This window comes from Cupriavidus sp. GW821-FHT07C08 (assembly GCF_059419025.1).
The window spans coordinates 32217-58275 of record NZ_JBWKQZ010000034.1; the positions used below are offsets into that span (position 1 = coordinate 32217).

Sequence of the window (26059 nt, forward strand, 5' to 3'; positions counted from 1 at the left end):
AAAAAATGAGCCGCAGCGGAGCTGGAGCCATCCCTGGCCAATGCTGCCAGGGCACTTCCGCTCAACCGCGGCTTTCAGACAGGACCGAATGCGGGCACGCCGCATCGATCGACGAATTTGACGTAGTTTAGGCCAGGAAACCCGCCGGCAGCAACTCCGGCGGGCTTCCTGGCCTTGACCGGGCGCAATGCGCCCGTCAGCGGCGATGTGCCGCTTGCCTTACGTACGGGGCTTCAGGCCAGCGAAGCGTGCAGGCTCTGCAGGTCGTAGACCTCCAGGCTCTGCATGTGCTTCAGGCCCTCCACCGCGGCGCGGGCGCCGGCGATGGTGGTGTAGTAAGGAATGCGGTGGGCCAGCGCCGAGGTACGGATCGAGCGCGAATCGGCAATCGCGGTGCGGGTCTCGTCCACGGTGGTGAACACCAGCGCCAGTTCGCCGTTCTTGATCATGTCCACGATATGCGGACGGCCGTCCTTGACCTTGTTGACCGTCTTGACCGGGATACCGGCGGCCTCGATGGCCGACGCGGTGCCGCGGGTGGCAACGATCGGGTAGCCCATGTCGTGCAGCATGCGGGCCACGCCGACTGCGCGCGGCTTGTCGCTGTCCTTCACGGTGATCAGCACGGTGCCTTTCTCCGGCAGGCGCGAACCCGCGGCCAGCTGGCTCTTGAACAGCGCCTCGCCGAAGGCCTTGCCCACGCCCATCACTTCACCGGTCGAACGCATTTCAGGTCCGAGCACCGGATCGACGCCCGGGAACTTGTTGAACGGGAACACCGCTTCCTTGACGCTGTAGTACGGCGGGATGACTTCTTCGCCGATGCCCTGCTCGTCCAGCGACTGGCCGGCCATGCAGCGCGCGGCGATCTTGGCCAGCTGCAGGCCGGTGGCCTTGGACACGTACGGCACGGTACGCGAGGCGCGCGGATTCACTTCCAGCACGTAGACGGTATCGACGCCGTCGTTCTGCTGGATCGCGAACTGCACGTTCATCAGGCCGACCACGTTCAGGGCGCGGGCCATGGCGGCGGTCTGGCGCTTCAGTTCGGCCACGGTCTCGGCCGACAGCGAGTACGGCGGCAGCGAGCAGGCGGAGTCGCCCGAGTGCACGCCAGCCTGCTCGATGTGCTCCATCACGCCGCCGATGAAGACGCGCTTGCCGTCGGAGATCGCATCGACATCGCACTCGATGGCGTCGTTCAGGAAGCGGTCCAGCAGCACCGGGGAATCGTTCGAGACCTTGACGGCCTCGCGCATGTAGCGCTCGAGGTCGCGCGGCTCATGCACGATTTCCATGGCGCGGCCGCCCAGCACGTACGACGGGCGCACCACCAGCGGGTAGCCGATCTCTTCGGCCAGGCGCAGCGCTTCGTCCTCGGCACGCGCGGTGCGGTTGGGCGGCTGGCGCAGGCCCAGCTCCTGCAGCAGCTTCTGGAAGCGCTCGCGGTCTTCGGCCGCATCGATCATGTCGGGGCTGGTGCCAATGATGGGCACGCCATTGGCTTCCAGGTCCAGCGCCAGCTTCAGCGGGGTCTGGCCGCCGTACTGCACGATCACGCCGACCGGTTTCTCGATCGCGACGATTTCCAGCACGTCTTCCAGCGTCAGCGGCTCGAAGTACAGGCGGTCCGAGGTGTCATAGTCGGTCGACACGGTTTCCGGGTTGCAGTTGACCATGATGGTCTCGTACCCGTCTTCGCGCAGCGCCAGAGCGGCGTGCACGCAGCAGTAGTCGAACTCGATGCCCTGGCCGATCCGGTTCGGGCCGCCGCCCAGCACCATGATCTTCTTCTTGTCGGTCGGCTGCGCCTCGCACTCGCCATGCTCGGCCTCGTAGGTCGAGTACATGTAGGCGGTGTTGGTGGCGAACTCGGCCGCGCAGGTGTCCACGCGCTTGTAGACCGGGCGCACGTTCTGGGCGATGCGCGCCTCGCGCACGGCCTTGGCGTCGGTCTTCAGCAGCCTGGCCAGGCGGCGATCGGAGAAGCCCTTCTGCTTCAGGAAGCGCAGCTCGGCGGTCGACAGGCTGTCCAGCGTGCGCGCCTTGACCAGGCCTTCGGTCTTGATGATGTCTTCGATCTGGGCCAGGAACCAGGGGTCGATGTCGGTCTCGGCATAGACCTCTTCCAGCGACATGCCCAGGCGGAACGCGTCGCCCACGTACCAGATGCGGTCGGGGCCGGCTTCGCCGATTTCCTCGACAACTTCATCACGGTCCGACGACTTTTCATCCAGGCCGTCCACGCCCACTTCCAGGCCGCGCAGTGCCTTCTGGAACGATTCCTGGAAGGTGCGGCCCATGGCCATCACCTCGCCCACCGACTTCATCTGGGTGGTCAGGTGGCTGTCGGCCTGCGGGAATTTCTCAAACGCGAAACGCGGCACCTTGGTGACCACGTAGTCGATCGACGGCTCGAACGAAGCCGGGGTCGCGCCGCCGGTGATCTCGTTCTTCAGCTCGTCCAGCGTGTAGCCCACGGCCAGCTTGGCCGCGACCTTGGCGATCGGGAAGCCGGTGGCCTTGGAAGCCAGCGCCGACGAACGCGACACGCGCGGGTTCATCTCGATGACGATCATGCGACCGTCCTTCGGGTTGATCGAGAACTGCACGTTGGAGCCGCCGGTGTCGACGCCGATCTCGCGCAGCACCGCCAGCGACGCGTTGCGCAGGATCTGGTATTCCTTGTCGGTCAGGGTCTGGGCCGGGGCCACGGTGATCGAGTCGCCGGTGTGGATGCCCATCGGGTCCAGGTTCTCGATCGAGCAGATGATGATGCAGTTGTCCTTCTTGTCGCGGACCACTTCCATCTCATACTCTTTCCAGCCCAGCAGCGACTCTTCGATCAGCAGCTCGCGCGTCGGCGACAGGTCCAGGCCGCGCTTGCAGATCTCTTCGAACTCTTCGCGGTTGTAGGCGATGCCGCCGCCGCTGCCGCCCAGCGTGAACGACGGGCGGATCACGATCGGGTAGCCGCCGCTGCCGGTTTCCTGGGCAATGCGCGACTGCACGGCCATGGCTTCGTCCATCGAGTGGGCAATGCCCGACTTGGCCGAACCCAGACCGATCTTGGTCATGGCGTCCTTGAACTTCTGGCGGTCCTCGGCCTTGTCGATGGCTTCCGGCGACGCGCCGATCAGCTCGACCTTGTACTTCTCCAGCACGCCGTGGCGATACAGGTCCAGCGCGCAGTTCAGCGCGGTCTGGCCGCCCATGGTCGGCAGGATCGCGTCCGGGCGCTCCTTCTGGATGATGCGCTCGACCACTTCCCAGGTGATCGGCTCGATGTAGGTCACATCGGCCGTGTTGGGATCGGTCATGATGGTCGCCGGGTTCGAATTGACCAGGATGACCTTGAAGCCTTCCTCGCGCAGCGCCTTGCAGGCCTGGGCGCCGGAGTAGTCGAACTCGCACGCCTGGCCGATGATGATGGGGCCCGCGCCGATGATCAGGATGCTCTTGATGTCTGTGCGTTTTGGCATTGCACGCTCTCTTTGTTGGCCGGCCCGCTTGCATGCGGGCCGCGCCGGTAATCAGGGAATCCGTCCGGATTCGAAAATGTCAGCTTGTCCGCCGCCGCGCCTAGTTCATGGTGGCCGTCGCCAGCTTGGCGCCGAAACCGATGAACATCGCCCCCACCCCGCTCGACATGCCGGCCGACAGGCGCCGGCGGCGCCGGAACGCGTCGGCCAGCTTCGCGCCCACGAAGATGATCGTGGTCAGGTAGGCGAAGCTGCAGATCTGGCAGACCACGCCCAGCACGGCGAACGACAGCACCGGGTAAGCGAAGGCCGGGTCGACGAACTGGATAAAGAACGAGATGAAGAACAGGATCGCCTTCGGGTTCAGCAGGCTGATCAGCAGCGCCTTGCGGAACGGATCGGACTGGTCGGCCGTGCCCGCCGGCACGGTCGCGGCCACGGCCGCATCGCCGCGCGCGGCCCAGTTGCGCACCGCGCCGCGCAGCATGTTGAAGCCGATCCACGCCAGGTAGGCCGCGCCGATGTACTTCACCACGTAGAACAGCGCCGGGCTGGCCTTGAGCAGCGAGGCCACGCCCGCCGCCGACAGCACCATCAGCACGAAGTCACCCAGGAACACCCCGCATGCGCCCTTGTAGCCGGCACGCACGCCGCGCTGCGCCGCCACCGACAGCACATACATCGAGTTCGGCCCCGGCAGCAGCACGATAAAGATCGTGCCCAGCACATAGGTCCAGAAATCGGTGATGCCGAAAGCGGTATGCATGAAGGCGTTCATGGGATGTCCCTGTGTCTGCGCTGTTCCCGGCTGCGCTTACTTGCGCGCGTCGGACATCAGCTGGATAAAGCGGTCGAACAGGTAAGCCACGTCGTTCGGGCCGGGCGAGGCTTCCGGGTGACCCTGGAAGCAGAAGGCCGGCTTGTCGGTCAGCGTGAAACCCTGCAGCGAACCGTCGAACAGCGACTTGTGCGTCACGCGCACGTTCGACGGCAGCGTGTCCGCGTCCACCGCGAAGCCATGGTTCTGCGACGTGATCACCACGCGGCCGTCGTCCAGGTCCTTGACCGGGTGGTTGGCGCCGTGGTGGCCGAACTTCATCTTCAGGGTCTTGGCGCCGACCGCCAGGGCCATGATCTGGTGGCCCAGGCAGATGCCGAAGGTCGGGATGCCGCGCTCGATGAACTCGCGCGTGGCGGCGATGGCGTAGTCGCACGGCTCGGGGTCGCCGGGGCCGTTGGACAGGAACACGCCGTCCGGATTCAGCGCCAGCGCGTCGGCGGCACTCGCCTGCGCGGGCAGCACCGTCACCTTGCAGCCGCGCTCGGCCAGCATGCGCAGGATGTTGTACTTGACGCCGTAGTCATAGGCGACCACGTGGAACTGCGGCTTGTCCTGCTTGCCGTAGCCTTCGCCCAGCTTCCACTCGGACTGGGTCCACTCGTACGGTTCCTTGACCGAGACCACCTTGGCCAGGTCCATGCCGGCCAGGCCGGGGAACGAGCGGGCCAGGTCGATGGCCTTCTGGACATTGTCTTCGCCGGCCAGGATGCAGCCGTTCTGGGCACCCTTTTCGCGCAGGATACGCGTCAGCTTGCGCGTATCGATGCCGGCGATGGCCACCACCTTTTCCTGCTTCAGGTAGTGGGCAAGGGTGTGCTCCTTGCGGAAGTTCGAGGCCAGGATCGGCAGATCCTTGATGATCAGGCCGGCGGCATGGACTTTCGTGGCTTCGACATCCTCAGGATTGACCCCGTAGTTACCGATATGCGGATACGTCAGCGTGACGATCTGCCGGGAGTAACTCGGGTCGGTGAGGATTTCCTGGTAACCGGTGATGGCGGTGTTGAACACCACTTCACCGATGGTATGGCCGGAAGCGCCAATGGAATAGCCACGAAAGACCGTGCCGTCTGCTAGCGCGAGAATGGCGGACGGAAAAGACGGTAACACGGGTAGGCTCCTGCTGGACTCACCCCGTGACCGACCAATCGACGCCTCGTGCCTCCCAGGCTGGATCCGTGACGGCGGCAGCGGCGTTGCGCCGATGCGGTCGGATCCGGTCGCGACCTGCTTCTTGCGTCACATTGAATGCGGACAGCAAAGGCGGCGCGGATGGGGGCGGCGGAAGGTGGAAAGCGGTAGGCGCTAGGGTGAAGGGTTCTGAAAGCGAAACTTTCGAATTATATCCCGCGCCACCCATTTTCTCAAGTTTTCAAGGACTTGCACGCGGCAGCGGGCGGCACCGCCACGCCGCCGGCCGGTGTCCCGGCCTGCGCCTGCTACGTTACGCCTGCGGCGGCACGACCGCCGTGACCTCGATTTCCACCTTGGCGCGCGGCTCCACCAGGTCCGCGACCTCGACCGCCGTCATCGCCGGGAAGTGGCGGCCGATGATGGCCCGGTAGTGCTGGCCGATCGCCCCGTAGGCGCCGACATATTCCGCCTTGTCCTTCACATACCAGGTCATGCGCACGATATGCTCAGGCAGCGCGTCGCCGGCCGCCAGTACGGCAACCACGTTGCGCAGCGCCTGCGCCACCTGCAGGCCGAAGTCGTCGGTCTCGAATTCACATTTGCCGGTCCAGCCGATCTGGCCGCTGACAAAGAGTAGGCGGCTGCCGACCTGCATTTCGGTCATGGTGCCGTTGGCGTAGCCACGCGGGGGCGCCCATTCGGGCGGCTGCAGGATGTTCATGATGCGTTTTCCTGTTGATATCTGTATGAGTGGATGGAATTCCGGGATTCAGGCCGTCGCGACCAGATAGGACGACATGGCCTCGCGCACGGCATCGGGCAACGGCTGCGGAGCAATCGAGCCGGTATCGACGCAGACCAGCCGCTGCGTCACTTCCATGCGGGTATCGTCATGCGGGCCGGCGAAGCGGATCGCGAGGGTAAAGCTGGACTGGCCCAGCTTCAGCACGCGCAGCTCCCGCGTCAGCACCTCGCCCAGCCGGCTCGGCGCCAGGAAGCGGCACTCCAGCTCGGCGGTCGGCACGCCCGCGTGGCCCTCGCCATGCATGGCATCGAAGGGCCAGCCCAACGCCTCGCTGAACCAGTCTTCGATCAGGTCGTTGAGCATCTCAAAATAGCGCGGGTAGAACACGATGCCCGCGGCGTCGCAGTGCTTGAAGCGCACCAGGACGGTGCTGCGGAACACGGGGCTCATGGCTTCCCCGCCTGGTTGGTGCCGCCATTGCCACCGCCATTGCCCTGCTCCGCCATCTGCCGCAGCCGGAAGCGCTGCAGCTTACCGGTCTCGGTGCGTGGCAGCGCCGGCACGAACACAATGCGGCGCGGATACTTGTAGGGTGCGATCTGGCGCTTCACGTAGTCCTGCAGCGCGGTGCGGGTAGCGTCGTCGGCCGCCACGCCCTCGCGCAGCACCACATAGGCCATCACCACCTGGCCGCGCCCGTCGTCGGGCGCGCCGACCACACCGCATTCGGCCACTGCCTCGTGCTGCATCAGTGCGCTTTCCACCTCCGGCCCGGCGATGTTGTAGCCGGCCGAGATGATCATGTCGTCCGAACGCGCCTGGTAGAAGTAGTAGCCGTCCTCGTCGATGAAAAAGGTATCGCCCGGCAGGTTCCAGCCCGCCTTCACATAGTTGGACTGGCGCGGATCGTCCAGGTAGCGGCAGCCGGTCGGCCCCTGCACCGCCAGCTTGCCGACCTGTCCCGGCGGCAAGGGCTGCATGTTCTCGTCGACAATCTGCGCGACATAGCCCGGCACCACGCGCCCGATCGCGCCCGGCCTGACCTCGGCGCCGGCGCTGGAGATAAAGATATGCATCATCTCCGTGCCGCCGATGCCGTCGGTCATCTCGATGCCGGTGGCCGCCTTCCAGCTCTGGCGCGTGGCGTCCGGCAGGGCTTCCCCGGCCGACACGCTCTTCTTCAGGCTGGACAGGTCATAGCGCGGCGCCAGCGCTGCCATCTGCCGGTAGAAGGTGGGCGCGGTAAAGACGATGGTGGCGCGGAAATCCTGGATCAGCCCGAGCAGCGTCTCTGGCGTCAGCTTCTCGGCCAGCACCGTGCTGGCGCCGATGCGCAGCGGAAAACACAGCATGCCGCCCAGCCCGAAGGTGAACGCGATCGGCGGCGTGCCGCAGAACACGTCGTCGGGCTGCGGGCGCAGCACGTGACGCGGGAACAGGTCGCACATCGCCAGCACGTCGCGATGGAAATGCATGGTGCCCTTGGGCTGGCCGGTGGTGCCGCTGGTAAAGGCGATCAGGCAGACGTCGTCGCTGGCGGTGTCGCAGGCCGCGAAGGCATCTGGCTTGCCCGCCATCGCCGCCTCCAGCGAACCCTCGCCTTCACCGTTGAAGTACAGCGTGCGCGCCAGGCTCGGGCAGTGGAATTCGCCGCCCGCCTGCTGGTTGGCATCGAGCTCCTCGCGCAGCCGCGCATCGCACAGCGCGGCACCGACCTGGGCCTTGTCGATGATCTGCTTCAGTTCCTTGGCGCGCAGCAGCGGCATGGTCGGCACCGCGACCATGCCCGCCTTGAGCGTGGCCAGCCAGCTGGCGGCCATCATCAGGTTGTTGGGCCCGCGCAGCAGCACGCGGCTGCCGGGCACCAGCGGCATGTCCTCGACCAGCACATGGGCGATGCGGTTCACCAGCGCCGCCAGCTGCGCATACGTGACCGTCTCGACCTGTCCGTCGCGGCGATGGCGGATGGCGATGCGCTCGCCGCGGCCTTCGCGCACGTGGCGGTCTAGAAGCTCCACCGCGGCATTCATCCGCTCCGGGTAGTCGGTATCGGCATTGAAGCGGAACACCGGCCACATTTCGGGCGGCGGCAGGCGGTCGCGCGCGAAGGTATCGAGGTGAGCTGTGGTCGCCATGGCTTGTCTCCTGTCTGCTCTGTATCGGTACGGCAGTTCGTGGGTAGCTCGCGGGCGCGTCAGGCTTTGCGCCCGGCCAGCGTCTCGCGCGCAATGATCAGCTTCTGCACTTCGGTGGCGCCTTCATAGATGCGCAGCGAGCGGATCTCGCGGTACAGGCTTTCCACCCGCGTGCCCACCTTGACCCCAAGTCCACCGAACATCTGCACCGCACGGTCGATCACCTGCTGCGCGTTCTCGGTCGCCACCATCTTGGCCATGGCCGCCTCGCGCGTGGTGCGCTGGCCCTTGACGTCGCGCAGCCAGGCCGCACGGTAGGTCAGCAGCGCCGCGGCGTCGATCGCGGTGGCCATGTCGCCGATGGCGGCCTGGGTCAACTGCAGGTCGGCCAGCACGCCGCCGAACATCGGACGCGCGCAGGCGCGCGCCAGTGCATCGTCCAGCGCGGCGCGGCCAAAGCCCAGCGCCGCCGCCGCAACCGAGGCACGGAAGATGTCGAGCGTCATCATCGCCACCTTGAAGCCCTGCCCCGCTTCGCCCAGCCGGTTGCCCACGGGCACGCGGCAGTTGTCGAAACGCAGCGTGGCGAGCGGGTGCGGCGCCATCACGTCGATGCGCTCGGCGATGGTCAGGCCTGGCGTATCCGCATCCACCACGAAGGCGGAGATGCCGCGTGCGCCCGGCGCCTCGCCGGTGCGCACGAACACGCAGTAGAAGTCGGCAATGCCGCCGTTCGAAATCCAAGTCTTGGCGCCGTCGATCACATAGTGGCTGCCGTCGTCCGACAGCCGTGCGCTGCACTGCATGGCGGCCACATCGGAACCGGCCTCCGGCTCGGACAGTGCAAACGCGGCAATCGCCTCGCCGCGGGCCACGCGCGGCAGGTAATGCGCGCGCAGCGCAGCGCTGCCGGCCAGCGAGATCGCGCCCGAGCCCAGCCCCTGCATGGCAAAGGCAAAATCGGCCAGGCCGTCATGGCGCGCCAGGGTCTCGCGCAGCAGGCACAGCGAGCGCGAATCCAGCGCCGGCAGCGCGCCGCCGTGCGCGGCCGGCACGCAGTAGCGCAGCCAGCCGGCCTCGCCCAGCTGGCGCACCAGCGCGCGGCAGGCGGCGTCGGTATCGCTGTGGTCGACATGGAGGTATTGCGCGCACCAGGCGTCCAGTTCGCGCTCCAGTGTGCGGTGCGCGTCGTCGAACAGCGGCAGGTCGAGATAGGTCTTGTCGGACATGGCGCTCAGTCCCCCTCGAACACCGGCTTCGTCTTGGCGACGAAGGCCTCGTAGGCGCGGCGGAAGTCGCGGGTCTGCATGCAGATGGCCTGGGCCTCGGCCTCGGCCTCGATGGCCTCGTCCACCCCCATATTCCATTCCTGGTGCAGCAGCTTCTTGGTCACGCCGTGTGCAAAGGTCGGGCCGGCGGCCAGTTGCGCGGCCAGCACCTGCGCCTGGGCCAGCACCGCTTCGGACGGATGCAGCGCATTGAAGAAGCCCCACTGCAGGCCCTCTTCCGCGCTCATCGAACGGCCGGTGTAGAGCAGTTCGCTGGCACGCCCCTGCCCGATCACGCGCGGCAGCAGCGTGCACGCGCCCATGTCGGCGCCGGCCAGGCCGACGCGCGTGAACAGGAACGCGGTCTTGGCCTGCGCCGTGCCCAGGCGCATGTCGGAAGCCAGCGCCATCATCGCGCCGGCACCGGCGCAGATGCCGTCGACCGCGCTGACCACCGGCTGCGGGCAGGCGCGCATGGCCTTGACCAGATCGCCGGTCATGCGCGTGAAGTCGAGCAGCTCAGGCATGGTCATGCGCGTGAGAGGCCCGATGATCTCGTGCACGTCGCCGCCCGAGCAGTAGTTGCCGCCGGCGCCCGTCACCACCACCGCCTTGATGTCGCTGGCATAGCACAGGCCGCGGAACAGGTCGCGCAGCTCGGCATAGGAATCGAAAGTCAGCGGGTTCTTGCGCTCCGGCCGGTTCAGCGTCACGGTGCCGACCTTGCCGTCGCCGGACACTGACCACAGGAAGTGCTTCGGCTGATAGCCGGCAAAGCTGCGCTTGTGGTGGCGCATGTCGAGTGCGATCTCTGTCATGGGTTTCTCTCGTTGTCTGTTGCAGTCGGTGAGGTTCAGCCCGCCATCACTTCGCCGCCGGCGACGGGGATCGCCTGGCCGGTAATCGCGGCCGCAGATGGCTGGCACAGCCAGGCCACCGCGTCGGCCACTTCCTCGGGCTGCACCAGCCGCCGTTGCGGATTGCGTGCGGCCAGCTCGGCGCGCGCCTGTTCCTCGGTGCGGCCGGTCTTGCCGACGATATTGGCCACCGCGTCGCGCACGATGTCGGTTTCGGTATAGCCGGGGCAGACCGCGTTGACGGTCACGCCCTTGGCCGCGGTTTCCAGCGCCAGCGCGCGCGTCAGGCCGATCACCCCATGCTTGGCCGCGCAATAGGCACTGACATAGCCATAGCCGATCAGGCCGGCCGTGCTCGCCACATTGACGATACGGCCCCAGCCCGCGTCGAGCATCGCCGGCAGCGCCGCCTGCGTGCACAGGAAGGTGCCGGTCAGGTTCACGTCCAGCATGCGCTGCCACAGCGCGGCATCGGTCTTCAGGAACGGTGCGCTGTGCGCCTGGCCGGCGTTGTTGACCAGCATCGACACCGGGCCGGCCTGCTCGGCGGCGGCGGCAAAGGCGCGCGCCACGCTGCCGGCATCGGCGATATCGGCCGTGACGAAGGAGACCACGGCGCGTGCGGGGGCAAGCTCACGCAGCGCTTGCACAGTCGCCTGCAACGCGCCGGCATCGCGGCCCAGCAGCGTCACGCTGGCGCCGTCGGCCAGCAGCCGGCGCGCGATTGCCGCGCCGATGCCGCGCCCGCCGCCGGTGACCAGCGCGTGGCGCCCTGACAGTGAACCCGTGCTGTCCGTCATCCCTGCTTCTCCTGCGCCGCGGCGCGTTCCAGGTTGGTTTCCAGTTGCCGCTTGCCGGCCTGGTACTGCTTGGGCCAGGCGATATCGCGATAGCCGATGCGCGCCGCTTCCTGCAGCGTCCAGGCCGGGTTGGCCAGGTGCGGCCGCGCGATCGCGCACAGGTCGGCACGGCCCGCGGCGATGATCGAGTCGACGTGATCGGCCTCGAAGATCGCGCCCACGGCAATGGTGGCGATGCCAGCTTCGTTGCGGATGCGGTCGGCAAACGGGGTCTGGTACATGCGGCCGTAGACCGGGGCCTGGTCCGGGCTGACCTGGCCCGACGAACAGTCGATCATGTCGGCGCCGGCGGCCTTGAAGGCGCGTGCGATCTCGATCGCATCGTCGGGAGTGATGCCGCCTTCGACCCAGTCGTGCGCCGAGATGCGCACCGACATCGGCTTGTGTTCCGGCCACACCGCACGCACCGCGGCAAACACCTCCAGCGGGTAGCGCAGCCGCGCGGCCAGCGAACCGCCGTATTCATCTTCCCGCGTATTGGTCAGCGGCGAGATAAAGCTCGACAGCAGGTAGCCGTGCGCGCAGTGCAGCTCCAGCCAGTCGAATCCGGCCTCGGCGGCGCGGCGCGCGCTGGCGACGAAGTCATCGCGCACACGCTCCATGTCTGCGCGCGTCATCTCGCGCGGGGTCTGCGATTCGCCCGGCAGGTAGGGCAGCGGCGAGGCCGACAGCACCGGCCAGTTGCCCTCCGGCAGCGGATGGTCCATTGCCTCCCAGCCGAGCTGCGTCGAACCCTTGCGGCCCGAGTGGCCGATCTGCATGGCGATGCGCGCATCGCTGTTGGCATGCACGAAGTCGACGATGCGGCGCCAGGCGTCGCGCTGTGCGTCGTTCCACAAACCCGGGCATCCCGGGGTGATGCGCGCATCGGGCGACACGCAGGTCATCTCCGCCACCACCATGCCGGCGCCACCCAGCGCGCGCGAGCCCAGGTGGACCAGGTGGAAGTCGCCGGGCACGCCGTCGGTGCACGAGTACATCGCCATCGGCGACACCACCACGCGGTTCTTCAGCGTGACGCCGCGCATGCGGAACGGCGTGAACATCGGCGGCAGCGGCTGGTGCTCGCGCAGCTGCAGGCTTTCCGGTTGCACGCCGGCCTGCCGCGCCAGCCAGTGCTCGAACTGCGCCACATAGTGCGCATCGCGCACGCGCAGGTTCTCATGCGAGATGCGCTGCGAGCGCGTCAGCAGGGAATAGGCGAACTGCTCCGGCGGCAGGCTGCCCGCGTAGCGCTCGACGTTCTCGAACCATTCGGTCGAGTTGCGCGCCGCGTTCTGGATCTTCAGCACTTCCACGCCGCGCGTGGCTTCATAGCGCGACAGTGCATCGGGCAGGCCGTCATGACCCCTGCCACGGATCTCTTCGGCGAGGTCAATGGCATCTTCCAATGCCAGCTTGGTGCCCGAACCGATCGAGAAATGCGCGGTGTGCGCGGCATCGCCCATCAGCACCACCGGCACGCGGCGGCCGTCGGGCAAGGTGTTCCAATGCACCCATTGGCGGCAGATCACACGGGGAAAGCGGATCCAGATCGCCGAGCCGCGCAGGTGCGCCGCATTGGTGATCAGCTTGTTGCCGTCAAGGTAGCGCGCGAACAGTCGCTCGCAGTAGGCCACGCCCTCTTCCTGGCTCATCTGCTCGATGCCCGCGGCGCGCCAGACCGACTCCGGGGCCTCGACGATAAAGGTCGAGGTGGTGTCGTCAAAGCGGTAGGCGTGCGCCTGGAACCAGCCGTGCTCGGTCTTCTCGAAGGCAAAGGTGAAGGCGTCGAACAGCTTGTGCGTGCCCATCCAGACAAAGCGGCACTGGCGCGTGTCGATGTCAGGCAGGAACGTGTCGGCGTAGCGGGTGCGGATGCGGCTGTTCAGGCCGTCCGAGGCGATCACCAGGTCGGCCCGGTATTGCATCGCCAGCGCCTGGTCGTCGGACACATCGGTCTCGAACACCAGCTTCACGCCCAGCGCCTCGCAGCGCGCCTGCAGGATATTGAGCAGGCGCTTGCGGCCGATGCCGATAAAGCCATGGCCGCCGGAGCGGATGGTGCGCCCGCCGATATGGATGTCGATATCGTCCCAGTGATTGAAGGCCGCGTTGATCTCGGCGGCGCTGACCGGGTCGGCTTCCTTCAGGTTGTCCATGGTGGCGTCAGAGAACACCACGCCCCAGCCGAAAGTGTCGTAGGGCCGGTTGCGCTCGACCACGATGACCTCATTGGCCGGATCCTGCAGCTTCATCAACAGGCCGAAATACAGCCCTGCCGGGCCACCACCAATACAAAGCACTCGCATCTGTCGCCTCCTGCCGGCTGCGCCGGGCACCTTTGCCCAGGACCACACCGCCATCTAGATGATGTCTAAATATTTTATGCTTCAAATATTAGACTGCATCACGGCCAATGGCAAGGGTGGGATGCGGAGTGCCCCGCAAGGCACCCGAATCGCCCCGCCCCTCAGCCCGCCATCTAGCCTTTCAGCGCTGCCTGCAACTGTTCCAGCGCACCCGGGTCCTCGATCGTGGTCAGGTCGCCCGGGTCGCGCCCTTCGGCCACTGCCTGCATGGCGCGCCGCAGCAACTTGCCGGAGCGGGTCTTGGGCAGCGCATTGACAAAGAATACGCGCGCCGGCCGCGCCACGGCACCCAGTTGCTGCTCCACCGTCTTCATCAGCTCGCCTTCCAATGCCAGCCGCGCTTCGGCCGTGGCCGTGCGCGCCGGATCGCGGGCGATGCAGAAGGCCATCGCCACCTGCCCCTTGAGCGCGTCCTGCACGCCCACCACCGCCACCTCTGCCACGGCGGCGTTGGACGACAGGCTTTCCTCGATCTCGCGGGTGCCCAGCCGGTGGCCGGCCACGTTGATCACATCGTCGGTGCGGCCCAGGATAAAGACGTAGCCGTCGGCGTCGCGCACGCCCCAGTCGAAGGTGGAATAGCACAGCCGGTTCGGCACCGATTGCCAGTAGGTGCGCACGAAGCGGTCGTCGTCGCCCCAGACTGTGCTCATGCATCCGGGCGGCAGCGGGCCGTCGATGGCGACCACACCCTTCTGGTTAGGCGGGCATTCCTCGCCGGTGTTCTCGTCGACGATCTTCAGGTCGTAGCCGTAGGCCGGCACGCCGGGCGAGCCCAGCTTGGGCGGCAGCGGCTCGATGCCGCGCTGGATCGCGAGGATCGGCCAGCCGGATTCGGTCTGCCAGTAGTTGTCGACCACCGGCTTGCCCAGGCCGTCCTGGATCCAGCGCGCGGTGGGCTCGTCCAGCGGCTCGCCGGCCAGGAACAGCAGCCGCAGGCTGGACAGGTCGTAGCGCGTGAGCCAGGCCGGGTCCTGCTTCTTCAGCACGCGGATCGCGGTCGGCGCGCTGAACATCAGGTTGACCTTGTATTGCTCCACCAGCCGCCACAGGATGCCGCCGTCCGGGCGGATCGGCGTGCCTTCATACATCAGCGTGGTCATGCCGGCCAGCAGCGGGCCATAGACGATATAGCTGTGCCCCACCACCCAGCCGATGTCCGACGCGGTGAACATGGTGTCGCCGGGCTTGCCGCAGAAGATGTATTCCATCGAAGTGGCCAGCGCCACCGCGTAGCCGCCGGTATCGCGCTGCACGCCCTTGGGCTTGCCGGTGGTGCCGGAGGTGTAGAGCACGTACGACGGCTCGCTCGATTCCAGCCACACACACGGCACGTGCACGCCGGCCACGCGCTCGCGCCAGGCGGCATAGTCCTCATCGCGGCCCTCGGCACGGGGCATTTGCGCCAGTTGCCGGTCCACCAGCAGCACCTTCTCGGGCTGGTGCGACGAGAGCCGGATGGCCTCGTCCAGCAGCGGCTTGTAGGGCACCACTTTGCCGGCGCGCGAGCCGGCGTCGGCGCTGACCACCACGCGCGGCCGGGCATCCTCGATGCGCGCGGCCAGGCTGACCGAGGCAAAGCCGCCGAACACCACCGAATGGATCGCGCCGATGCGCGCGCACGCCAGCATGGCAAATGCGGCTTCCGGAATCATCGGCATGTAGATCAGCACACGGTCGCCCTTCTGTACGCCCAGGCCCTGCAGGGTCGCAGCCATGCGGCTGACCTCGTCGTGCAGCTCGGCGTAGGTATAGGTGCGGGCCTGGTCGGTCTCGGTCGAGACCCAGTGCAGCGCTGGCTGGCTGGCGCGGGCCGCCAGGTGGCGGTCGACCGCGTTGTGGCACAGGTTGGTGAGCCCGCCGACGAACCAGCGCGTAAAGGGCGCGCGGCTGTTGTCGAGCACCTGGCCGAACGGGGTTTCCCAGTCGATGCGCGCCGCCTGTTCGGCCCAGAACCCCTCGGGGTCGGCCAGCGAACGGGCATGCACGGCATGGCTTGCCGTCATGTCTGTCTCCTCCGCGTCTGCGGTCATTGTGATGATGACCGTAGTTTGCCACCGGCGCGGGTGCGCGTGGACACAGATTCGGAGAGGGGCGTGCGGGCGCCGGGGCCCGGCACATGAAAAAAGGGGCGTGCCGACGGCATCGCCCCTTCTTGCGCCGTGCGCCGGACCAGCCGGCGCCAGCATTCGTCAGCGGGCCTTGGCCCCCTTGGTGCCGGCCTTGGCCGACGCCTTGACGGTCGGCCCCGGCTTGGACTCGCGCGCCGCCTTGGCTGCCGTGTGCCGCGACGAGGCCTCGACGGTGATGCGCTTGCGCGGCTCCGCCTTGCCCTTGGCCGAGGTCCGCACGATGCCGCCCTTGCTGCTTCGCTCGGCGCGCTCAGAATGCTCCGCGCGCTCGGCACGGTCAGCCTGTTCGGCCCGCGCCGCCCGCACCGCGCCGGCGCCGCGCACCGGCACCATCAGCACCAGGCTCTGTCCGGCGACCAGCTTGGTGCCGGAGAGCTTGTTCCACGACTGCACCTGCCCCGCCGAGACGCCATAGCGCCGCGCCACCGAGGCGACGGTGTCCCGCCGGCTGGCACGCACCACCACACGGCGCGCATCCGGCAAGTCAGGCTCCATCGCCAGCATGGCGCTGTCGGCCAGGGTCGCGCTGATATCCTGGTCGTGGCGGCCCGAGCGCGGAATCATCACGGTCGAGCCTGCCTTCAGGCGCATGCCCTTCGGGATGCTGTTGATCTCGCGCAGCGTATCGGCGTCGACATTCAGCCGTGCCGCCAGCGCTTCGATGCGCTCGCGGCTGTCCACCGTCACCGCCGACCAGCTCGACAACCCGCCGCGGTAGGTGTTCAGGTTGTACTGGAAGCGCTCGGCGTTATCGAACGGCAGCAGGATCTGCGGGTTGGACGCGCCCAGGATCACCGGCCGGTTGAACGACGGGTTGAGCGCCTTGAACTCCTCCACCGACATGTCCGCCAGCTTGGCCGCCAGGTTCACGTCGATATCGCGCGAGGTGGTCACCGTGACAAAGTACGGGTGGTCCGGGATCTCGGGCAGCTTGACGTTATACGCGGCCGGGTTGGCGATGATGTTCTTGACCGCCTGCAGCTTCGGCACGTAGTAGCGCGTCTCGTTGGGCATGGGCAGGCTGGCATAGTCGGTCGGCAGCCCGCGCGCCTGGTTGCGCGCAATCGCGCGCGACACCGCGCCCTCGCCCCAGTTGTAAGCCGCCAGCGCCAGGTGCCAGTCGCCGAACATGTCATAAAGCCGCGCCAGGTAGTCCAGCGCGGCATCGGTCGAGGCCAGCACGTCGCGGCGCTCGTCGCGGAACATGTTCTGCTTCAGGTTGTACGACCTGCCGGTGCTCGGGATGAACTGCCACATGCCCGCTGCCTTGGCAGTGGACTGGGCCTGCGGGTTGAACGCGCTCTCGACGAACGGCAGCAGCGCCAGCTCGGTCGGCATCTTGCGCCGTTCCAGCTCTTCTACGATGTGGTACAGGTAGCGGCTTGAGCGCCCGACCATCCGCTCCATGTATTCCGGCCGCTGCGCATACCACTGGGTGCGGTCATCGACCAGCGTGCCCTCCAGGTCCTGCATGGCAAAGCCGCGCCGGATGCGGTCCCAGATGTCGTTGGACGGGCCGCGCAGCCAGTCCAGGCCTCCCTGGTCGACATTGATCGTGGAAGAAAGCGCCGATTTGTCGCTGAGCGAATTGAGCGGGTCCTGGCGCTTGGCGGTCTGGGCGGTCGCGGCGCCATAGGCGCCATCAGGCGGCGTGGGGGTGCTGGCGCACGCTGCAAGCAGCGCGGCGCACGCGACCACCGCCAGTAATCGACCAATTTTCATTAAGTTCTCGAATCGTGACGCCAAAAGGATGCGTGATGCTAAAAAAAACCGCGTATCGCGTCAATCAGATTTTCCATATAGCCAATCTCCGGCGGGCAGCCGGAAAGCCTTGCGGCGCAAGGCCCGGCAGGCCAGGCAGGGTTCAGCGGAAATTGTCCTTCCAGCCGCGCAGCGCGCCGAACGCCTGCGCATCGCCCGTGGCGGCCCCGCCCTGCGCCGCCACCGCCGCCCGTACCGCCGGCTCGCGCGAGCGCAGGAAGGGATTGACCTCGCGCTCATGGGCGATGGTGGTCGGCAGCGTCGGCTGGTCCGCCGCGCGCAGCGCGTCGACCCGCTGCTCCCACGCGGCCAGTGCGGCATTGGCCGGTTCCACTGCCCGCGCAAAGCGCACATTGCTGCGCGTATATTCGTGCGCGCAATAGACGCGGGTATCGCCCGGCAGCGCCGCCAGCTTGTCGAGCGATTCCAGCATCTGCGCCGGCGTGCCTTCAAACAGACGCCCGCAGCCGCTGGCAAACAGGGTATCGCCGCAGAAGACCGCCGGGCCCGCTTCGCCCAAGTCGCCCACATAGGCGATATGGCCGGCGGTGTGCCCGGGCACGTCCAGCACGCGCAACGTCAGCGCCGGCGTCTCCAGCGTCACGACATCGCCTTCGCGCAGGGCCTGGGTGCGTCCGCCAATGCGTTCGCCAACCGGCCCCAGCACCGGCATCGCCGCGCCCGACGGCGTGCGCGGGTGCGCCGCCAGCAGCTCGGCCACCCCGCCCTGGTGATCGCCGTGGTGATGGGTGATTACAATAGCGCCCAGAGCCAGGCCGTTTTGCGCCAGGAAGCGCTCCACCGGCGCGGCCTCGCCGGGATCGACCACGGCGGCGCTACGCCCGTCGTGGATGGCCCAGATATAGTTATCCTGGAACGCCGGGATCGGCTCAACCTTCAACATGCGCATGCTCCTATGTCCAATCGTCCCAATCATTCGATTGTAAGCTGGGAAGACTGGCTGGCCTCGCCGCCCGGTGAGTACATGCTGCGCTGGGAGGCGCAGCAGTACGACCGGACCGTGACCGACATCTTCGGCTACCACGCAGTGCAGATGGGCCTGCCCTATATCGACACCCTGCGCGAGAACCGGATGCCGTTCTCGGCGCTGGCGCTGGACCCTTCCAGCGGACCGCACGGGCCGCGTGCCGCACATCCCGACGCGCGCCAGCTGCTGTGCCGCTTCGACGAGCTGCCGTTCGACACCCAGAGCATCGACCTGGTCACCCTGCCCCACATCCTGGAATTCGCCGAAGACCCGCACGAAGTGCTGCGCGAGGTCTCGCGGGTGCTGATGCCCGAGGGGCGCGTGGTGGTCACCTGCTTCAACCCGATGAGCCTGTGGGGCGCGCGCCAGGGCATGAACCGGCTCGGCGCCACGCCCTTCCTGCCGACGGACGCGCAGCAGATCGGCTTTGTGCGCATCAAGGACTGGCTCAAGCTGCTGGGCTTCGATATCATCCGCGGCCGCTTTGGCTGCTACTGCCCGCCCTACCGCACCGACCGCTGGCTGCAGCGCGCCGCCTTCATGGAAAAGGCCGGCGACCGCTGGTGGCCGATCTTCGGCGCGGTCTATATGATTTCGGCGATCAAGCGCGTGCGCAATATCCGCCTGGTCGGCCCGGCCTGGAAGAGCAAGCCGGCGCTGGCCCCGGTATCGTCGCCCGTGGCCACGCCCACCGGCACGCACGGCAAGACCCCCGGCGAAGAGCGCTGACACGGTCCAGCGCCCTTCTCCTGCCCCCTTCAATGCGCCACCCGCCCGGCGGGTGGCCACCATGGAATCACATGCAAGAAGTCACGATCTACTCCGACGGCGCCTGCAAGGGCAATCCCGGCCGCGGCGGCTGGGGCGCGGTGCTCATCGCCGGCACCAGCGAGAAAGAACTGTTCGGCGGCGAGCCCAACACCACCAACAACCGCATGGAAATGACCGCCGTGATCGAAGCGCTGCGCGCGCTCAAGCGGCCCTGCGTCGTGCGTGTCTATACCGACTCGCAGTATGTCCAGAAGGGCATCAGCGAATGGCTGCCCGGCTGGAAGGCCCGCGGCTGGAAGACCGCCGACAAGAAGCCGGTCAAGAACGCCGACCTGTGGCAGGAGCTGGACACCCTGGCGCAGCCGCACCAGATCTCCTGGCACTGGGTGCGCGGCCACAACGGCCACCCCGGCAATGAACGTGCCGACGCGCTGGCCAACCGCGGCGTCGAATCGATCGGCCGCTGATCCCTTTCGCTAACAAGAAACCGCGGAGCGCCCGCGCCGCTCCGCTAGAATGCCCGCCATGCGACAAATCGTTCTCGACACCGAAACCACCGGCCTGAGTGCCGCCACCGGCGACCGCCTGATCGAAATCGGCTGCGTCGAGCTGATGAACCGCCGCCTGACCGGGCGTCACCTGCACTTCTACGTCAACCCGGAACGCGATATCGACGAGGGCGCGATCGCCGTGCACGGCATCACGGTCGAGTTCCTGGCCGACAAGCCCCGCTTTGCCGAAGTCGTCAACGACATCCGCGAGTTCGTCCAGGATGCCGAGCTGATCATCCACAACGCGCCGTTCGACCTGGGCTTCCTCGACATGGAATTCCAGCTGCTGGGCCTGCCGCCGTTCCGCCAGCATGCCGGCAATGTGATCGATACCCTGCGCGAAGCCCGCCAGATGTTCCCCGGCAAGCGCAACTCGCTGGACGCCCTGTGCGACCGCCTGGGCATCAGCAACGCCCACCGCACGCTGCACGGCGCCCTGCTGGATGCCGAGCTGCTGGCCGAGGTCTACCTGGCCATGACACGCGGCCAGGATTCGCTGGTGATCGACATGCACGACAGCACGGCGGGCGCAGGCGGCGCCGTCGCCAGCGCCGACCTGTCGCGCCTGGCCCTGCCGGTGCTGCGCGCCACCGATGAAGAACAACAGGCCCACCTCGCCCTGCTCAAGGGGTTGGACAAGGCCAGCGGCGGCAAGACCGTGTGGCAGGAAGCCCCGGCGGAAGCACCCGGAAGCCTGGCTGCCTGACAAAAAAGTTCAAAAAGGGCTTTACAAGATACAGAGACCTCTGCATAATCTCATTTCTCTGCTGCACGACGGCAACGACGACGCAGACAGGGGTGGTTAGCTCAGCGGTAGAGCACTGCCTTCACACGGCAGGGGTCACAGGTTCAATCCCTGTACCACCCACCAGACAAATGGCTAGCAACTGCCTAAGTTGCCAGGAAACCCAGACAGCGCAAGCTCTCTGGGTTTTTTGTTGTCCGGCGTTTGCCCAGGTTTTCCACCCTCCCCGGAAAACTGTGGTTCACGACGCCAATCAAGGCAGGCTGGCCTGGCATATTTGCGCCCGGCGCGCATACTTGTCCACAGGACGACGGGCCTGGCAGGCACAGTCGCCCTCGCCCCCACCGGGCCATCCCTATCGCCCATCCGATCATCGACGCAGCTTTCGGGAGTCCGCCATGCCCGATTCATCCAGGACGACGATCCATGCCGGCGCGACCGTGCCGCCGGAGGATGCGCAGACACGGGAGCCGGTGCTGGATGTGGTCGACCGCGTCTCCGAGATGTGCTTCGGCCTGTTTATGGCGCTTACTTTTGTCGGCGCGGTGTCGAGCGGCACGGGCGGCCCGGATGCCAGCCGCACCATGATGCATGCCGCGCTGGGCTGCAACCTGGCCTGGGGCATGGTGGACGCGGTTATGTTCCTGATCCGTACGCTGGCAAGCCGCGGCCAGCGGATCTCCCTGGCGCTTGCCGTCAGGAATGCTAGCGACCAGGCCACTGCGATCGGCCTGATTCGCGATGCGCTGCCTCGCGCAACGAGGTCGCTGGTCACCGACAAGGAGCTGGAAGCCATGCGGGCACGGCTTGCCGCCGCCCCGGCACTGCCGCCCCGCCCCCGCCTGAACATGGCCGACCTGCTGGGTGCCGTGCGCATCTTCTTTATCGTTGTGCTGACCACGTTTCCGGTCGCACTGCCGTTCGTACTGCTGGACGACGTCAGACTGGCGCTACTGATCTCGCGCGGGCTAACCCTGGCCATGCTGTTCGTCGCCGGATGGGCGCTGGGCCACTATGCCGGCTTTGGCGGTTGGGTCACCGGCGCAGCCATGACGGCGCTGGGCGTCGTCATGACCATCGCCATCATCGCGCTGGGCGGCTGAGATGCGAGGCGCGATCCTGCTGCTTGCCGCCGCCCTTGGCGCGGGCGCGGTCCAGGCACAGGAGCCGCCCCAGCCCGCGCCGGATGCCGCCGGGCAGGCGGCCGGCTCACCCTGGACCTTCTCGGCAACAGGCTACTGGAACATGCCGCGCCAGAGCGGCGACTACCTCTCCGGCATCTTCATCGCGGAAAGGAAGCAGCTTCACCTCGAGGCAAGAAGCAACTACGAGGCAGTCCACTCGCAGTCAGCCTTCATCGGCTGGACCTTCTCGGGCGGCGAAACCATCCAGCTCAAGGCGACACCCATCGTTGGCTTCGTGGGAGGCTCCACCCACGGCCTGATCGGCGGGCTCGAAGCCAGCGTGGCAGTGAGCAAGTTCGACTACTACATCGAAGCCGAATACCTGGACGCGCGCGGCGAGGAACCGGGCTATCTCTACGCCTGGAGCGAACTTGGCTTCCGCCCCATCGAATGGCTGAGGCTGGGCCTGGTCGCGCAACGTACCCGGATCTACGGGGGAGACCGCGAACTCCAGCGAGGCGGCTTTTTCCAGGTCACGGTGCGCAGGTTCACGGCGGGCTTCTACTGGTTCAACCCGGGCTCGACAGACCAGGTCGCGATCCTTTCGCTGGGCGTGAGCTTCTAGGCCACAGCCACGTCGCGACGTAACCTTTCCGTTGCCAGCGACAAGGCTTATCTCATTTCCGGCCACTCACCTGCCGGCTACCTTGACTGCTCCGACCTGCACCGGAGCACGACTTGTCATCCGCCTGCCTCCCCACCGCGACCGAAACAGAACCTGCCCTGCCCTGGACCGGCCGCAACCCGGTCAGTGCCGGCTGGTTCGAGATGCGCCCGGCGCGCGTGCCGCGCGATGCGCGGCCGGTCTATGACGAAGACATGGATTGCATCATCGGCTACCACCGCAGCTTTGCCTCGGTAGCGTCCACCTATGACCTGGCGGGCGCGGTCGTGGCGCTCGATGCATGCGTGGATGCAGATGGCGCGGGGCACGCACCGCTGCTGGTTGCCGGCACGCTGTGGCAGCCGCGTGTGCGCGGCATGACGCGCAGCGGCGCCGAGGGCGAAGGACTGGCAGCGCCCGCGACAACGCTGGCGCGTCTGCGCGGGCGCTTCATCGCACTGGCCCGGCAGCCGCTGCACTTCACGCTGGCCGCGCTGGCGGACATGCATGAGCCGGAGCGGTTCGTGCCGCTGCATATCCTGCGGCTGGCGATGCGCTGCGGCACGCGGCTCGCAGCGGCAGCGGACACGGCACGCTTTGTCGCGCCGATCACCCGGCGGGGCGTGCCGACCGCGCTGGAATTGACGCTGCGACCGCGCGACCATACCGTGCTGCGCGTGCGCACCTGGCCCGTCGCTGGTTAGCCGTGCCAGGCCCCTGCGTCTGCAACGACCATGGCAAAGCGGTCATTCAACGCGGCCAGCGTGCTGCGGTGAAGATCGGCCGCAGGTACGGCGGGGCCGCCGAGCGGGTCAGGCAGGTCGCGCGTGGCGCAGGCAGCGGCCACCACGGTGCTGCGATAACCGTGGTCGAGCGCCGAGCGCACCGTGGCGCTGACGCACATATGCGTCTGGAAACCGGCCACGATCAGCTCCTTGCGGCCGAGCCTGGCCAGTTCGTCGGCCAAGGTGGTGCCGGCGAAGCTGTTGGGCAAGCCCTTGGTGACGGTAATCTCACCGGCCTGCGGCCCCACCCCTTCGATGAAGGCGGCATACGGCCCGGTCGGATCGAACGCCATGCTACCCGGCCGCCCGTGATGCGCGACATGGATCACCGGCGTGCCGTGGCTGCGCGCCAGCGCCAGCAACTGCGCGCAGGCAGCCACGGCCGCGGGCATGCCGACCAGCGGCAGGCGGCCGTCGACGTATTCGCGTTGATGGTCAATCAGGATCAGGACGGCGGCATCCCAGGCGGAAGGGGTGCGGCTGGCGCCGGCCAGGTCAAGCAGCGTAGTCGGTGTAGTCATTGGCGTTTTGGGCTGGAAGGAATCAGGAACCGCGAGACGGGCCCGCCACATCGCGGGCCATCCCGCATGCTAATGCCAAGCCGGAATCCGTGCATGAGTGCGCGTGGCGATCTCGCCACCGGCCACGCCCTTCCCTGTAGCGCGGCAGGCACGTTACGCGTACAGCCGGGGCACGCAGTTGCAAACAGTTGCGAATTTCATCTTGACATCTGCTAATCTTGATTTCACGTCCCGGACAGGAATCTCGGGTCGGCAACACGATGCGGCCGGGACGGGAATACGGGTCAGTGCGCACAAGAAATAAGTCAATCATGCAGCACTCTTTGAAGTACCGGATGGCGTTCGCCACGGCGGGTGTGGTGACGCTGATCATAGTGCTGCGCGCGCTCTACGCGCAGTACTACGCCTACGACGGCCTGAAGACCCTGCAGCAGACGCAGCAGGACACGCTGGTCAAGATGGTGGCCGAGCAACTCGATGAAAAACTGCAGGGCCGGGCCGCCGTCCTGCGGCGCGTGGCGCGCCAGCTCTCCCCCATGCTTTCGGCAAAGCCGGCCGAGCTGCGCCGGGCCGTGGAAGGCCTGGTGGAAATGCCCGAGGCCTTCAACGCCGTCTTCCTGGCCGCGCCCGACGGGCACCTCGTGTTCAGCACCGCCGTGCCGGATGGCGTGCGCCTGCGCGTGGACGATCGCGACTACTTCCGCGATATCCAGCAGGGCCAGGCGTTCGCGGTGTCGGACCTGATCCAGGGCAAGCAGACCAATGCCCCCGGCGTGGTGCTGGCAGTGCCGCTGCACGGGCCGGGTGGCGAGTTGCGCGGCGTGCTTGGGGGCGTCCTGAACCTCGCGGACAGCAACTTCCTGCGCGAGCTTGCGCACAGCCGCGTGGGCACCACCGGCAGCTTCTGCCTGGTTTCCGCCGGCACCAATCCCCGCTATGCAATGCATCCGGACGTTGCCCGCGTGCTGAGCCCCGCACGCGCGCTCGGCGAAGCCTGCGGCGCCGACCACGCCCCCGCCTTCCTGGAAGTCCTGACGCCGAAGCAGCCGATCGTGGCGCGCTACCTGCTGGCATCCAACGGCTGGGAGGTGGTGGCGGTCCTGCCGGCAGCCGAAGCCTACGCGCCGCTGGTCGCGGTGCGCCAACGGACCCTGGTCATCGGCGCCATCACCATGCTGCTTGCCGCCGCGATGATGTGGCTGGTCATGCGCCGGCTGCTTGAACCGCTGCAGCGGCTGCACCGCGCCGTGCGCCAGATCGGCACCAACCCGGCAGCGGTGGCGGACCTGCCCGCCGGCCGTGCCGACGAGATCGGCGAACTGGCCGTGACCTTCGCCGAGGTGGTGGCGCAGTTGTCGGAGCGCGAAGCCGCGCTGAAAGCGGCCAAGGACCGCGCCGCCGAAAGCGAGAAGCGCATCGAGGCGATCGCCAACCATGTGCCGGACTTTGTCTCGTTCATCGACATGCAGCAGCGCTATGTCTTCGTCAACCAGGCCTATGCGCAGCGGTATGGCGTGCCGGCGCAGCAGATCGTGGGGCTGTCGCTGCGCGAACTGTGGGGCACCCAGGAATACCTGGCCTGCCAGCCGTACCTGGAACAAGCCCGGGCCGGGCAGTCAGTCACCTTTACGCGGGAAAGCGCCGACGGCACCGAATGCATGGAGATCACCTACCAGCCGGCCTGGAACGATGCCCAGGACACCGTCATTGGCCTGCACATGTTCGGGCGCAACGTCACCCATGAGCGCGAAAAACTGCGAAGCCTGGAAGCGCAGACCATCTCCGACTACCTCACCGGCCTGCTCAACCGCAAGGGTTTCGACCGGCGCCTGGCCGAATGCATGGCCCGCGCCAGCGCCGACGGGCGCTCGCTGGCGCTGCTGCTGGTGGACCTGGACGACTTCAAGGGCGTCAACGACAGTTTTGGCCATCCGGTGGGCGACCAGTTGCTGGTCGCCTTTGCGCAGCGGCTGCGCGCGTGCGTGCGCAAGGGCGACGCGGTCGCGCGCATCGGCGGCGATGAGTTTGCGGTGATCCTGGACGGCGTTGCCGACCGCCAGGCCATGGCGTCCATCGCCAACACCATCGTGCAGGACGCGCGCATGCCCTTCGTGATCGACGGTCACACGCTGGCGGCCTCGGCCAGCGTCGGCTCGGCCATCCATGACGCGCGCCACACCATGACCGCGAGCGAGTTGTTCATGCACGCCGACATGGCGCTGTACGAGGCCAAGCGGCATGGCAAGGCGCGTTATGCGGTGCAGGCGGCGGCAGAGGCCCAATCGGAATCATCGGACTTGACCACGTAAGGCATTCAACCGTCGCCGGCAGCATCAACGCCTCG

The 26059-nt window shown here is 67.2% G+C and carries 21 protein-coding genes and 1 tRNA gene; 8 read left to right on the forward strand and 14 right to left on the reverse strand.

Going from position 1 to position 26059, the window contains the following annotated elements; all coding sequences use genetic code 11:
* Window positions 1-233 precede the first annotated feature (233 nt).
* The 13 genes from carB to gloB form a co-directional block, all read right to left on the reverse strand.
* On the reverse strand, window positions 234-3482 hold the full coding sequence (gene carB / locus AC07UK_RS31890; RefSeq protein WP_436222148.1) for a carbamoyl-phosphate synthase large subunit: 3249 nt from the start codon (window positions 3480-3482) through the stop codon (window positions 234-236).
* A gap of 100 nt (window positions 3483-3582) precedes the next feature.
* On the reverse strand, window positions 3583-4260 hold the full coding sequence (gene leuE, locus AC07UK_RS31895) for a leucine efflux protein LeuE (RefSeq protein ID WP_436222149.1): 678 nt from the start codon (window positions 4258-4260) through the stop codon (window positions 3583-3585).
* Between the two features lie 36 nt (window positions 4261-4296).
* Window positions 4297-5433, reverse strand: a complete 1137-nt coding sequence (gene carA, locus AC07UK_RS31900; protein ID WP_436222150.1) for a glutamine-hydrolyzing carbamoyl-phosphate synthase small subunit — start codon at window positions 5431-5433, stop codon at window positions 4297-4299.
* 334 nt (window positions 5434-5767) lie between these two features.
* A complete protein-coding gene (locus AC07UK_RS31905; RefSeq protein WP_436222151.1) occupies window positions 5768-6178 on the reverse strand; it encodes a RidA family protein in 411 nt (136 codons plus the stop codon).
* Between the two features lie 48 nt (window positions 6179-6226).
* Window positions 6227-6652, reverse strand: a complete 426-nt coding sequence (locus AC07UK_RS31910; RefSeq protein WP_013957295.1) for an acyl-CoA thioesterase — start codon at window positions 6650-6652, stop codon at window positions 6227-6229.
* Window positions 6649-8337 carry an AMP-binding protein gene (locus AC07UK_RS31915; protein ID WP_494687307.1) on the reverse strand — a complete coding sequence of 563 codons (1689 nt, stop codon included), beginning with the start codon at window positions 8335-8337 and terminating at the stop codon, window positions 6649-6651. The genes AC07UK_RS31910 and AC07UK_RS31915 overlap by 4 nt, the downstream gene beginning before the upstream one ends.
* Before the next feature lie 59 nt (window positions 8338-8396).
* Window positions 8397-9566, reverse strand: coding sequence for an acyl-CoA dehydrogenase family protein (locus tag AC07UK_RS31920; RefSeq protein WP_494687308.1), 1170 nt, complete (start codon window positions 9564-9566; stop codon window positions 8397-8399).
* A gap of 5 nt (window positions 9567-9571) precedes the next feature.
* Entirely contained in the window at window positions 9572-10423 is an 852-nt protein-coding gene (locus AC07UK_RS31925) for an enoyl-CoA hydratase family protein (RefSeq protein ID WP_436222154.1), read from the reverse strand.
* Window positions 10424-10458: 35 nt separating this feature from the next.
* Window positions 10459-11262 carry an SDR family NAD(P)-dependent oxidoreductase gene (locus AC07UK_RS31930; protein ID WP_436222155.1) on the reverse strand — a complete coding sequence of 268 codons (804 nt, stop codon included), beginning with the start codon at window positions 11260-11262 and terminating at the stop codon, window positions 10459-10461.
* Window positions 11259-13613, reverse strand: coding sequence for a bifunctional salicylyl-CoA 5-hydroxylase/oxidoreductase (locus AC07UK_RS31935; RefSeq protein WP_494687309.1), 2355 nt, complete (start codon window positions 13611-13613; stop codon window positions 11259-11261). Before AC07UK_RS31935 ends, AC07UK_RS31930 begins: the two co-directional genes overlap by 4 nt.
* 173 nt (window positions 13614-13786) lie before the next feature.
* The gene (locus AC07UK_RS31940) at window positions 13787-15679 is read right to left on the reverse strand and encodes a propionate--CoA ligase (protein WP_436222157.1); all 1893 of its coding nucleotides are present in this window, start codon (window positions 15677-15679) and stop codon (window positions 13787-13789) included.
* Window positions 15680-15865: 186 nt separating this feature from the next.
* On the reverse strand, window positions 15866-17527 hold the full coding sequence (locus AC07UK_RS31945) for a transglycosylase SLT domain-containing protein (RefSeq protein ID WP_436222158.1): 1662 nt from the start codon (window positions 17525-17527) through the stop codon (window positions 15866-15868).
* Between the two features lie 142 nt (window positions 17528-17669).
* Window positions 17670-18470 carry a hydroxyacylglutathione hydrolase gene (gloB, locus tag AC07UK_RS31950; RefSeq protein ID WP_494687310.1) on the reverse strand — a complete coding sequence of 267 codons (801 nt, stop codon included), beginning with the start codon at window positions 18468-18470 and terminating at the stop codon, window positions 17670-17672.
* 12 nt (window positions 18471-18482) lie between these two features.
* On the opposite strand from gloB, the gene AC07UK_RS31955 reads away from it, so the two are divergent.
* The 7 genes from AC07UK_RS31955 to AC07UK_RS31985 all read left to right on the forward strand — a co-directional run bounded on the left by AC07UK_RS31955 (window position 18483) and on the right by AC07UK_RS31985 (window position 23113).
* Window positions 18483-19283 (forward strand): methyltransferase domain-containing protein, encoded by an 801-nt coding sequence (locus tag AC07UK_RS31955; protein ID WP_114132491.1) that lies wholly within the window; start codon window positions 18483-18485, stop codon window positions 19281-19283.
* 71 nt (window positions 19284-19354) lie between these two features.
* Window positions 19355-19792 (forward strand): ribonuclease HI, encoded by a 438-nt coding sequence (gene rnhA, locus AC07UK_RS31960; RefSeq protein ID WP_013957305.1) that lies wholly within the window; start codon window positions 19355-19357, stop codon window positions 19790-19792.
* Window positions 19793-19841: 49 nt separating this feature from the next.
* Window positions 19842-20582: a DNA polymerase III subunit epsilon gene (dnaQ, locus tag AC07UK_RS31965; protein ID WP_013957306.1), complete on the forward strand. Its 741-nt coding sequence runs from the start codon at window positions 19842-19844 to the stop codon at window positions 20580-20582.
* Between the two features lie 90 nt (window positions 20583-20672).
* Window positions 20673-20747: transfer RNA gene (locus tag AC07UK_RS31970), tRNA-Val, on the forward strand.
* A 272-nt stretch (window positions 20748-21019) separates the two neighbouring features.
* Window positions 21020-21724, forward strand: a complete 705-nt coding sequence (locus AC07UK_RS31975) for a hypothetical protein (protein ID WP_436222160.1) — start codon at window positions 21020-21022, stop codon at window positions 21722-21724.
* A gap of 1 nt (window position 21725) precedes the next feature.
* On the forward strand, window positions 21726-22370 hold the full coding sequence (locus tag AC07UK_RS31980; protein WP_436222161.1) for a hypothetical protein: 645 nt from the start codon (window positions 21726-21728) through the stop codon (window positions 22368-22370).
* Between the two features lie 113 nt (window positions 22371-22483).
* On the forward strand, window positions 22484-23113 hold the full coding sequence (locus tag AC07UK_RS31985; RefSeq protein ID WP_494687311.1) for a hypothetical protein: 630 nt from the start codon (window positions 22484-22486) through the stop codon (window positions 23111-23113).
* On the opposite strand, the gene AC07UK_RS31990 is transcribed toward AC07UK_RS31985, so the two are convergent.
* Window positions 23110-23715, reverse strand: a complete 606-nt coding sequence (locus AC07UK_RS31990; protein ID WP_494687312.1) for a cysteine hydrolase family protein — start codon at window positions 23713-23715, stop codon at window positions 23110-23112. The two genes, AC07UK_RS31985 and AC07UK_RS31990, sit on opposite strands and share 4 nt — an antisense overlap.
* Before the next feature lie 311 nt (window positions 23716-24026).
* On the opposite strand from AC07UK_RS31990, the gene AC07UK_RS31995 reads away from it, so the two are divergent.
* The gene (locus AC07UK_RS31995; protein ID WP_436222164.1) at window positions 24027-26024 is read left to right on the forward strand and encodes a sensor domain-containing diguanylate cyclase; all 1998 of its coding nucleotides are present in this window, start codon (window positions 24027-24029) and stop codon (window positions 26022-26024) included.
* Window positions 26025-26059: the final 35 nt, after the last annotated feature.